Annotated in this window: 5 protein-coding genes; 1 reads left to right on the forward strand and 4 read right to left on the reverse strand. The window is 49.1% G+C overall.

Annotated features, from left to right (window positions below; translation table 11 throughout):
* Nucleotides 1–277 precede the first annotated feature (277 nt).
* The 4 genes from AC5JO6_RS01440 to AC5JO6_RS01455 all read right to left on the reverse strand — a co-directional run bounded on the left by AC5JO6_RS01440 (nt 278) and on the right by AC5JO6_RS01455 (nt 11319).
* A complete protein-coding gene (locus tag AC5JO6_RS01440) occupies nt 278–2335 on the reverse strand; it encodes a S8 family peptidase (RefSeq protein ID WP_496079252.1) in 2058 nt (685 codons plus the stop codon).
* 45 nt (nt 2336–2380) lie between these two features.
* Nucleotides 2381–5293, reverse strand: coding sequence for a tetratricopeptide repeat protein (locus tag AC5JO6_RS01445; protein ID WP_496079253.1), 2913 nt, complete (start codon nt 5291–5293; stop codon nt 2381–2383).
* Nucleotides 5294–5518: 225 nt separating this feature from the next.
* Nucleotides 5519–7768 (reverse strand): caspase family protein, encoded by a 2250-nt coding sequence (locus tag AC5JO6_RS01450; RefSeq protein ID WP_496079254.1) that lies wholly within the window; start codon nt 7766–7768, stop codon nt 5519–5521.
* A 113-nt stretch (nt 7769–7881) separates the two neighbouring features.
* Nucleotides 7882–11319, reverse strand: a complete 3438-nt coding sequence (locus tag AC5JO6_RS01455) for a CHAT domain-containing protein (protein WP_496079255.1) — start codon at nt 11317–11319, stop codon at nt 7882–7884.
* 321 nt (nt 11320–11640) lie between these two features.
* Here AC5JO6_RS01455 and AC5JO6_RS01460 point away from each other — a divergent pair.
* Nucleotides 11641–12226, forward strand: a 586-nt coding sequence (locus AC5JO6_RS01460; protein WP_496079256.1) for a tetratricopeptide repeat protein, incomplete at its 3' end; no start/stop codon positions are given.

The raw sequence follows: 12226 nt of genomic DNA on the forward strand, positions 1-12226 counted from the left end.
CCCATTTACCCATTTAACATCTTGCAGGTTTTGAATGAGGATGCTCCATTTATTTAAACCTGCTACCAGCGAAAACGGTTTAGGGATTTCTGCTATAGGGAATGGAGTACTTCACCTATTACAGCAGTGGAGTCAGTACCTCCTGTAATCACGGTACTGCCCGTTAACAAACCAGATGACACTACCTTTTTTGTCCTCGCATTTAAAGATGATGGAATGCTTGGTTGCTTGGCTTTAAAGTCTGCAAACCCTTGGGGAACCCAGTGGTCGCGAAAACTCATTTCACTGATCGCTTCACTTCCTGCACTGCTGCCTCAGCATTGACTAAGCCGCTGCCAAAGAAATAAAGCTTTGGATCAGTGGGTAAGGATAATTTTGTTTTTGATCGCAAGCGCTGAAACAGTTTTTGATCACCATCAGACACTTTTAAGCCACCTTTACTGACTGTAGCTTTGAGGATGGCAGTGAGGCGATCACGGTTGAGCTTATGCTGTGGATCTTCCCCTTTCATCAATGCAATGACTCCTGCTACGGCTGGAGCAGCAAAGGAAGTCCCTTGTGTCCAGACGTAATCACCTTTTGGGTCTTGCATTAGATCCCAAGCAGTTTTGGGTATCTCAACCCGCTGCCAAAAACCACCCATTCCAATACCCGTTGTCGTTAAAACGCCCTCATTGGGCTGACGAGATAGGTTATCGCCCCCCGGAGCCACTACATCCAAGCCTGTGCCAAAGTTACTGTAAGAGGCACGGTTTCCGGCTAAATTTGTAGCTCCAACTGCGATTGTTCCCTTCACGGCCGCAGGAAAGCCAGCCCGTTCCAGTTGCTCATTCCCTGATGCAACAACTACGACTAAGTTAGGGTTTGCTTGCAGCGCTCGCAGGATTTCATCATCCCTTTCGTCCGAGGGCAGCAAACCACCGAAGCTCATGTTCATGACATCCGCACGGCGCTCTGCCGCGTAGCCAATACCTTGTATGGTTGCTTTAAGGTCAACACTGCTGCCCAAGCCACCAACGCGCACGGGCAAAATCTTGGCATTAGGGGCAACTCCGATGACTCCTTTGCCATCCGCAGGACGGGCAGCAATCATGCCTGCCGTCATCGTGCCATGAAAGCTAACAATTGCTTCCTCTCGGAGTTGCGATCTGATTTCATTAGCAATAGCGCTGTCGGAGGCTTTAGGATAATCTTTCTTGAGAGCTTTTGCAGCATCACTGCTTAAGATCTCTGAGTCAGAGAGCTGAAACGCACGCTGAAAATCGGGGAGTAGATTTGCCAATTCAGCTTGACTCAGCCGCGTATCAGGATCGTTTTGGACAAAATCCCAACCGCTCACCTCTCCAGGTAGCTGATTGGGCAGTTTCTCCGGCTGATAAAGACTGTTTGCCAGGTTCGGATGATCCCATTGAATCAGGTTGTCCAAAACTGCGACCACTACGCCTTTGCCAGCGGTGCTTTGCTGCCACGCCTCTAGAGCGTGAACATCAGTGCGAGGCTGATTGGGACGACGCGATCGACTGTCAAGATGCCACTGCAACGGCAGTAGATCCGAGGTGTAAGGAGTGAGCGATCGACTGGTAGTGGGTGATGTAAGCGATGGGTTGGACGCAGTAGGTGTTCGTGTCGGTGTGAGGAAAGCAGAACGACCAGGCAAGATTTGTAGAAAGTTGGGTGTGGCGGACGTGATGCCTTTAACCTGATTGAGACGATTAGCAACGGTCAGTATTGCAGTGCCCTTTGCCGATTGTGCTTTGACCAACGAGCGATTTTGCGTGAACGGCAAGGGACGAATGAGTTCCAAGTTCTGGTCTTTTAGAATTGTTTGCTTCTCAACATCCGTGATACCGGGCGCAAAACTGACGATGATTTCGTTAGGTAGGATGACCTTCTCTTGCTGACCCGTTCGGCTCAGGACAGGTAACGTTTCTTGGACGTAGGGACGTGCCTCAATCCGCTGGAGCAAGCCAGACTCTAAGCCTCGACTACTAGGTAGCTTGACGATCGCATAGCCAGTGCCAACAGGACTCACGTTAATGCTTGCATCCAGATCACGACTACCGCTTTGTAAGTCATTCTGAAGCTGACGATACAAGGGCTGCTGATTCAATTCACGCACTGCACCCGGCTGCTTGAACGCGACAGCCACTTCATTGGTACGCAGAACTAACGGAATCTGCTGTCCTTTGTAGCGGTAGGAGCCAGGCACCACCACAAGTTCGGAAGCAAGCTTCTCTTGCGCGATCGTTGGGTTGCCCAAAAACCAACTGCCTAGAACGATCGCCAGACAGACGCTGATACAGAGAAGTGTGTAGGCTAGAAAACGCTTGTTCATGAAGAAAGTACCAAAACAACTTAGAACGGATGGAACAGACATACCTCACAAGCTGTTGCCAATGAGAATAAAGGGTGCCCAGTAGTAGGGATGGGTAAAGTCTGTTGCTGCGGGTGTGCGACCAGGAGCCGTTGTTTGCGGTATGACATCCGATCGTGTCGGTGCATCTTTAGCCGTAAGTTTGCCTTTGATGAATTCATGCTGCACCGTTTGTAGTGCTTCTGCTTTGGTTCGTTTGCCTGTCGCCAGTTGCGTGTAAAACTGCTGCATCATCAAGGCGGTGCTGGCATCGTTGACCGACCAGAGTGATGCTAGCACTGCTTTCACATCGTTTTTGAGGAAAAAGTAGCTGATGCCAGGAATCTCGATACCGTCGCTGGCGCGATCGCCCACTGCCGTTTCGCAGGCAGATAAGACGACAAGGTGAACGTTGCTAATGCCGTAGTTAAGCAATTGATCGATGCGATCAGTGGTAAGTGTATCGCCGCGTCCGGGCACAAGGTAAGAATCTTCTGGGCGACCGGGTTTAAATTTGCCGTGGGTGGCGATGTGGAGAATACGATACTTGTTCTTGAGGTGGTCTTTGAGTGCCTCGTAATCAAATTTCAGGTTGAGAAATTCGGAGCCGGGATAGATACCGTGGGTGTCTTTGACATTACTGGCTTGCACGATCGCGCCGAGTTCGGCAGGCACGTTTTTGAGGGGAGCCAGGTTGGGAAAGGTGGAGGCTCCCATTGCCAGTAGGAAGGTGGCATTGACCGGTAGGCTGGCAAAGGTTTCAGTAGTGTTGGTTTGGCTGGCGGCGGTAATGGTGCTGATGCTGTAGCGCTCGATGAGATACCGCTTCCCGTCGTAGAGGGCAGCGAGGGGAATATAGCGGATGGTGCTGTCGGGTGCAAAGACAAGGTGCCGGACTTTATCCGGGGGGATTTCGGATGCAAGCGGTTTGATCAGCCAGTCATACAGTTGCTTACTGGTGGCTTGTAGAACTTTAAGATCGCCAGGGCTTTTCAGTTGTTCACGAAACGTTTGGATTGTCTTAAACAACGTTTCAGCCGAGACGTTGGGGACTTCGATCGGACGGAAGGTAACGGCACCATCGCCTGCTTTGAGGGCGAGGAGGAATTGAATTTTGTCTTTGAGGACAAGGGGATAAATCAGCACCGTGCCGGGTTGAGCATTGACGATACGATTGGCTTCGGCATTGAGCTTTTCGGGCGTAAGTGTGGCACTTTCGGTTGAGAAGTATTTGGCAAGAACGGCGCGTTGTTGTTTTAGCTCGAAGTTGACGGCTTCATTGAGGGTATCGCGTTGTGCCTCAAGCGTTTTCAAATCGGGGCAGTTGGTGCGCTGGCATTTTGCAAGGCGTCCAGTAAAGTTGCCAAGGGTTGTGAAGCGATCCAGAATGGCTTTCAGTGCCGTAGTTTCAATGTTAGCGAGGTTAATACCAGGGCTATCAATCCCGGCATCGCGGGTGAAGTCACGCAGTTCGCGCAGTTTGAGCAGTTCGAGGACGGCTTGCGCTTCGGGAAGGCGACCTTGCTGGATGAGGAGGTCAGCGAGGCTGCGGTAGGTGCCTGCAACACTCTGGGTGTAGGATTCTTGCGATTCGTGCGGGAGTTGGCGAAGATCCTGACGAATTGTTTCGCGAATGTTGACGGATTGTTTGTAGAAAACGATTGCTAATTCTGGCTGCTTTTGCTGTGTCAGTAATTTACCAATGTTATTGAGAGCTTTCCCTTCACCCTCACGATCTTTTACTTGTTGATAGATGGGTAAAGCCTGTTGGTAATAGGCAATTGCTTTGCCGTACCGTAAGAGCAACTGGTAAGCAATACCCAGATTCATCAACGCTGTTGCTTTGTCATTGTGATTTTGGATTCGTTGGAAGCGTGGTAAGGCTTGCTGATAATAGGTTATCGCTTGGTCATACTGCGATAGGAACAGATGAGCATTGCCTAAATTCATCAGTACTTTTGCTTCGCCGTTCGGGTCTTTGACTTGTTGGAAGCGTGGTAAGGCTTGCTGATAATAGGTTATCGCTTGGTCATACTGCGATAGGAGCAGATGGACATTACCTAAATTATTTAACGCGGATGCTTCACCATTTTGGTCTTTGACTTGTTGAAAGATTGGCAATGCCTGCCGATAGAAAGTGATTGCTTGGCTATATTGCGACAAGTACAAATAAGTATTACCTAAATTATTCAGTACTTTTGCTTCACCATTTTGGTCTTTGACTTGTTGAAAGATTGGCAGTGCTTGCCGATAGAAAGTGATTGCTTGGCTATATTGCGACTGGGACAGATACACCTCGCCTAAATTCATCAGCACTTTCGCTTCACCAATACGGTTTTGGATTTGTTGAAAGATTGGTAATGCCTGCTGATAATAGGTTTTCGCTTGGTCATACTGCGATGTAGATAGGTAGGCATTGCCCAAACCCATTAGCGCGAATGCCTCGCCATTTTGGTCTTTAACTTGTTGAAAGATTGGTAATGCCTGCTGATAATAGGTTTTCGCTTGGTTATTCTGCCTCTGAGAACCATATAACTCGCCCAGATTCATCAGTACTTTTGCTTCGCCATTCTGGTCGTTGACTTGTTGAAAGACTAGTAATGCTTGCTGAAAATGGGTAGCCGCTTGGTCATATTGCCACAGGACTCCATAAGCAACGCCCAGATTCATCAGTACGTTAGCTTCGCCGTTGCGGTCTTGAATGGCTTGATAAATTGTGAGAGCGTGTTTCCAGGATTGAAGTGCAGCCTCATATTGCCTAGTTTGATATGCTTGAACACCCTGATCCAACAATCGCTTTGCTTCTGCCTTTTGTGCCGCCGCTGCATTCTGAGCCGTTTCAGCTACCGCTGCGATCGGCACCGCTGACGGTAGCACCAGCACCGCGACATTGACCAGCAGCAGTGACACTACCAAGCTCACAGACTTCAAGCCGTGCATCAGCATGATCCTTTACGAAAGACGGTAAACCCGATCGACGTTAATTTATCACTCTCAGTCAGGTAAGGTTATGCAGATTTCAGCAAGCTGGGGGGTGGAAAGGGACGATCGAGCTTCAAATGCGATCGTTCTGGTTTAAAGCGCGATGGATGCCGTTCCAAGTGCTATCGTTCCAGCCTCAAATGACTCTATAAGCAAGCAAGTGCAGGACGATCGCCCCTTTCACTAGACCACTTCAATTACCGTTGAGACGACGGCATACTTTTTCACATCGACCGCTTGCACACTGGCACTCACAACAATGTCTGAGCGCGTGTTGCGATCGATGTTGCCGAGTAAACTACCGACCACATCCAGCGTATCGCTACCATCCATCGGCGCACGGGAAAGCTCCCGACTGGATGAAACGCCCCCTCGTGCTCCGATCGCCTTGAGTGCTTTGAGTGCCTCCACAATCGAGCCACCGCTGGAAAGCACCATGACCTCCAGCGAACCAGGCGCACCCAATGTCAGCGTCACCCCTTTCTCAGGCACCGTCAACGTTTGCCTGGGCGCAATCCGTGCCCGATCTTCCGGTGCATCCAGGTAGGGAAGCAGCACCCGCAGGTTGCCAGAGTCGCCGATAGAAATGACGGCGACAAACCGATCGCGATCGCTCGTGTTGGTCACATTCACGCGAATCTGGGTGCCTGCTTGGAAGCGATTGCGTCCCAGATTGGTTTGCGTCGGTGCATCGGGACGCAGTTCCACTTGGATGGCTCCTGTCTGTTGGTTCGTGGCGGACTGACTCGTGACCAGATTATCGACTCCTCCGATCGCCTTCAGCACTTCTGCTGCCAGAAAGGACTTTAAGCGCGGTGCGAGGCGTTCAATGGCATCGGCGATCGACTCGTTGGGCTGCTTGAAGGTGGGAGTCAGCGGATGCAAGTTCGCAGTGAACAACCCAAGGCTGCCCACCTCTGGTGGCGTGCCCGTGGAGCGGGAGAGTTGTCCGCGATACGCCGCTGTCATGCGTCCCACCCGATAGTTCATATTCTGGTTGGATGCCGCCACTTCCACGCGATCGATCGTCTGGAGTGCTGCTTTAGCAGCCGCAAGGTCTGTACCCAGCGAGGGGTCGAGTCCCACCTTCAGTTTTAAATCGGACGGCAAGCCGCGCACTCGTTCGCGCAGCAACGTACCGGGACGAATGCCTTGCAACGACCCTTTGCGGAGTTTACCGACTGCCGTTAAGCCGTCGTAGCGGTTCACTTGCTCAATTTCAGCAATTTCTTTGCCGCGATCGTCAATCACGCTAAAAATGCTGCCTTCTTTGTTGGCTTCCAAACTCCGGGAAGAAATGCCACCTAACCAGAACTGGATCTGTCCGCTGGCATCCACCGTTTGCACCACGGCTTCGGCAAACGGGCGTGGCGGTGGACTGAAGTAGACGGGCTTCTGACCATTGCTGTCGGGATTGGCGGCAAAAATCGGTTCTTGCGTGAGTCCACCACTGCGAGAGACATCACGGGTGCTGCGACTTAGGCTGACAAACACATCGCGAATCGGCTCGTCGGTAGCCTGCTGCCATAGATAACGGGTGAGGAGATAGGTGAAGGCTCCCGCATGGAACCCATCAAAGGGCGAATCGGCTGCCAGTTGATCGTACTGCGCGGAGCCGATCGCCACCCCTTTGGCAATGCCTTTTTGGCGCAAGGTGGTGAGGTTAGCTTCCGTGAGCTTGAGTTTGCTCATCCACTGCTGTTGGTACTCCAATTCCACAGGACTGGGGTTTGCAGGTGTACCCAGATCCAGTCGGGATGGGACGTTCCGAAACACCAGATTGCCCCGTGACCCGCCACCCGAATGGCAGCTATCGAGTACGACTGTAATGTTTTCGGTGTTCAAAGCGCGCATCAAGAGGAACAAACTGCGTCCCATAATGTCCTGCACTTCATCCGGACGGGACGTTTGACGATCGATGGGCACGATCGTGCCATTGACGCGATCGGTATTGGGCACAGTTTGCTTGACACCATCCTCATTTTTAATGAGTTGTGGCAGCGGGTTGGGGTCACGCACGAGTGAGCCATGCCCTGAATAGTGAAACACCACCACATCATCCGGTTTTGCCTGCTGAATCAGATGGGTTTCAAAGGCAGTGAGAATGTTCTGGCGGGTAGGTTTGAGGGGCTCGTAGTCGGTAAAGGGAAGCTTGCGATCGGCAACTACCAAAATATCTTTAGGGTTAAAGCCATAGCGATGGACGAGTAATTCATATTGCAAGCGGACATCGGTGAGGCAACCATGGAGGTTCGTCAGGGGTGCATAATTGTTCGCACCGACCAGGAGCGCCAATTTCCTGCCCGGTTTGCCTTGTGCCAGCACGCGACCATATTGATTTGCCTGTTGCCACAAGTTCATTTGGCTGAAGCCGATCGCCGCCAGGGTCGATCCAGCACCTTGTAAGAAATGACGACGTTTGATGGGGGGCATCGGTTGACTCTCTAGAGGGAAAGGACGCAGTTGAACCAAGTGGTCTGACAAAAAGCATATCGTTGGCTGTAGTGCACTATCACTCTCAGCCACATTAAGGATATGCAAGGATGCTATAGACTGTTGCCGATGAGAATGAAGGGTGCCCAGTAGTAGGGGTGGGAAAAATTCCCAGGCTTCTTGCCTGCGCGGGTTTCGGTCACTATGATGTCTGATCGGGCAGGCGCGTCTTTAGTAGTCATTTTGCCGTTCATAAGGCTGAGTTGTGCCTGTCGCAAGGCTTCGGCTTTAGTCATTTTGCCTGTTGCAAGGTTTTTATAAAACTGCTGCATGAGACGACTGGTGCTGGCATCATTAACATTCCAGAGAGACGCCATAACTGCTTTTGCCCGCCCTTTCTGGAGAAAATAGGAACTGATGCCAGCGATTTCCACGCCATCCTGGTCAGCACCGCCTAAAGCTGTCTCACAGGCAGAGAGAACAACCAGGTAAACATTACGGAGGTTTTGCAACGTGCGGATACGAGGAATTGCCAGTGGATTACCATCGCCCAACACCAGAAAGGACTTTTCAGGATTGGTTGGCTCAAATTTGCCGTGGGTGGCGATGTGGATAATTTGGTAACGACCCAGGTATCGCCGTAGGGCTGGAAAGTTAAAAGCAGCATTGAGGAGTTTGAGACCGGGATAGATTCCTTGCTTATCACTCTTACTTTGGTGGACGATCGCATCAAGTTCAGCAGGCACATTGGGTAAGGCATTGAAGCCTGCTTTGGCATCGGATAACCCCAGAGCAAGGACTTTGGTACTTTGGGTGCTGGGCGATGGTTGACCTGACATATCGGTGTAGCCAGCAGAGAGAATGGTCGAAACCGTGTAGCGTTCAAGCAGGTACTTTTCGCCATCGAACAGGGCTGACATAGGGATATAGCGGGTTGCCCGATCGAGGGAGAAGACTAGGTTCTGAATTTGGTTCGCTTTCAATTCTGGCTCAATAGGTTTCAGTAGCCAGTCGTAGAGTTGTTTGCTGACTGCCTTAACTTCATCAGGATTAGCGTTAGGGTTTTGCAGGAGTTGACGAAACTTGAGTACGGTTTCGCCAAGTTGACGTTGTCCAATATTCGGCAGTTCAATACTTTTGACAACAACGCCTCTAGATGCCCACAGAAGCCAGGTTTTGTTTTCCAGAACAAGCGGGTAAATCAGGATGGTACCGGGTTGTGCTTCGACGATTTGTTGCGCCTGGGGCAGAAAGTCCTGGGGGGCAAGAGTCGTGCGATCTTTAACTTCGCGATCGCGGTACTCCTTTTCAATTCCCTCCACTTGTTGGTCAAACTGCTGGTTTAGGGCATCGCGCTGATTCAATAGTTGGTCTAGCTGGGAACAACTTTTCTGCTGGCATGCATCAACTCTCACCCCAAACGCAATCAGGCTGTTGCTCTTATCCAGAATTTGCCCTTCTTTGGGCGTGAGAGGAACATTGGGTGTTGTAGTTTCAGCTTTTGCTGCACGCGTAAAATCTCTGATTTCCTGGGATTTAAGGAGTTCTAATACTTGCTGTGCCTCCAAAATTCGTCCTTGCGAGAGTAACAAATCAGCTAATTCGCGATAAATATCAGCATTTTCAACCCTGTCATCCACTTGACTTGCTTTGAGAAAAGAAGCTTGTAATGGTCTAGGTAGCCTGGAGATTTTTCTACGGACTTGCTCGACCTCAGTCAATGCTTGTTTGTAATAAGTAATCGCAGTAATAGGCAGATTTAAGCTTCGATAAGTACGCGCCAAACCTACTTGGGCTGCTGCGGAATCAGTAGTGTTGTTTACTAGCGATCCTCGATACGTAGCAATTGCCTTCTCCACTTGCCCAGTTTTTCTGTAAAGAGTGCCAAGTATATTTAGTGCTAGACCTTCAAGCGAAACATGTTGTTGACGGACTTTAGGTTTTCTTGCAGCTGTTAAACTTTGCTGAGCTAGTTCTAATGCCTTATTGTAATTCCCATAATTACTGTAAACGCTACTGAGAACAAGCAGCGCAAAACATTCTGATCTAGGACTGTTAGTTTCTTGCGCAATAACTAATGCCTGTTGACCATACTCAAGCGCTTTCTGGAGATTTCCTTGTCCGAAGTAACTAAACCCTAAAAATGCCAATGCTGTACCTTCAAACTCACGGTTTTTGACTTTACGTCCAAGGTCTAAAATCCGTTTGCTATACTCATCTACCTTCTGATAATCTCCCAAATAAAGGTAGTTAGAGTTTAAGTTGTGCAAAACCAATAATTCTTTGTCATAGTCCTTCAATGCTTGATAAATTTCTAAGGCTTGTTGGTTATATCCAATTCCTTTTCCATAATCATTAAGTCCCCATGTGTTGGCACCCAGTTCTGTCAGAGCAAGTGCTTCAAAATAGCGGTTTTTAATTTGTTGGGCAATCGCTAAACTTTGCAAGCTTGATTCGATCGACTTCTGGTAATTTCTACTTGACCAATAAGACGCTGAGATATTTAGCAAATCTCGTGCTTCAGAATTACGATCTTTAATTTCTCTATCAATTGCTAAAGCCTCTAATTGGTAATTGATCGCTTCTTGATAAGCTCCTGAGTTGTTTAGGCTATTTCCTAAAAGAGAAAGTGAAGTTGACTCAAGCGATCGATTACCAATTTTCCTAGCAACAAGTAGAGCCTGTTGAGCATATTTTGCTGCGTCATCATAGTTTTCCAGACTGTAAAGATACAGTTCTCCAATAGCATTTAAGATTAGAGTCTCACGCCATTCATTTTTTGCCTCCTTTGCAGCCGTAACACTTTGTTTATAGAATTCGATTGCTTTCTGATAATCCTTTAAATATTTATAAGTATTACCCAAAATCGCTAATGCTCTAGATTCCTGCTCTGCATCGTGAATGTTTTGAGCCAGTTTTAATCCTTGCTGAGTAAGTTCAACTATATTTTGATAGTTTGCTTCGGAAGTAGAAACGTAAAAAGAGACGTTCGCAATATTTAGTAAATTCTTGACTTCCTGTTGCAGATTCTCTGCCTTTCTTGCTGCATCTACTGCTTGCTGATAGGCAACGGCTGCCTTTTCATACTTCTTTGCATCTTCATATAAGCTCCCAAGATTAGATGAAGCAAGTAGCACCATTTTAAAGTTTTGTACATTCTGAGCGACCTTGATACTTTCTTCAAAAGATACGGTTGCCAACGCTATCTGTTTCAGGCGTTGGTGAACTAAGCCCATATTGTTAAGTACTCTTGATTCTAAATCAGACTCTTTAATCTCACGAGCAATGATTAGCGCTTGCTGATAGCAGCCGAGACTTTTGGCATAATTCTTAAGATTCAGATAAGCGTTGCCGATCGCCTTCAGCACCTGTCCTTCTTTTTGCCTCTCCTTCAATTCCTGGTAAATTGATAGCGCCTTTTGGAAGGATGCAATCGCAGCTTCATTCTGGTTCTGTTCAAACTGTTTTGTGCCTTGTTCAAAGAGGCGATCTGCCTCCGCTTTGCGGTCTTGCTTTGTCGTGGATTGTGCCCAGAGGTGCGATCGCCCCATATTGGCAGGAGTGCAGAAAGCGATCGTAGTCGAGCAAACCAGCAGGAGGGTGAAACCAACCGACTTCAGAGCAGGGCGCATTAGATAATCCTCCGATAGTAGAGAAGCGCATCAGTAATCTATCACTCTGGGCGATCGGGGGTTATGCAGTGTGGTGAGAAAGGGGGTTAATGGCAGACGTGCGATCAAGAAAGCGGCACTTTGCGGTTCTTCAGGGCATCGGTGGCTGGGAATCTTTAAAGATCGGGGAATTGCATAAGCTCGATCGCTCAGAGAGTTAGATTACTCGGTAAGCGATTTTCTCTAAGAAGGAGCCTTCTGATGCGCCCCCGCCTGACTGCTGGTTTAGTGATGACAACACTACTGTGGGTGATGCCGCCCCTGCTGGTGGCTTCTCAGGCAGCCCATCCTGTTTTAGCGCAGACGATACAAGAGCGCAGAGCTGAGGCAACTCGATTGAACAACGAAGGAAGGCAACTGCGACAGAAGGGGCAGTATCGAGTCGCATTGACGAAATATCAGCAGGCTCTAGCAATTACTCGTGCGATTAAAGAACGCCAGGGTGAGGGAGCCATAATAAACAACATTGGACTTGTGTATCAAGGACTGGGACAGTATCCGAAAGCCTTGGAGACTTTTCAGCAGGCTCTGGTAATTCTCAAAGAAGCGAAAAATCGTTCAGGGGAAGGTCTCACACTTAACAATATTGGAGAGGCGTACCGCAACCTGGGGCAGTATCCGAAAGCCTTGGAGACTTTTCAGCAGGCTCTGACAATTCACAGAGAAGTGGAAAATCGTCCAGTGGAAGGTACCACGCTTAGCAATATTGGCGAGGTGTATCGCAATCTGGGACAGTATCCGAAAGCCTTGGAGACTTTTCAGCAGGCTCTGACAATTCACAGAGAAG

Source organism: Tildeniella sp. (assembly GCF_059505325.1).

Coding starts and splice junctions, on each gene's coding strand:
- AC5JO6_RS01455 (WP_496079255.1), bottom strand. CDS start 11,319: ATGGGGCGATCGCACCTCTGGGCACAATCCACGACAAAGCAAGACCGC.
- AC5JO6_RS01450 (WP_496079254.1), bottom strand. CDS start 7,768: ATGCCCCCCATCAAACGTCGTCATTTCTTACAAGGTGCTGGATCGACC.
- AC5JO6_RS01440 (WP_496079252.1), bottom strand. CDS start 2,335: ATGAACAAGCGTTTTCTAGCCTACACACTTCTCTGTATCAGCGTCTGT.
- AC5JO6_RS01445 (WP_496079253.1), bottom strand. CDS start 5,293: ATGCACGGCTTGAAGTCTGTGAGCTTGGTAGTGTCACTGCTGCTGGTC.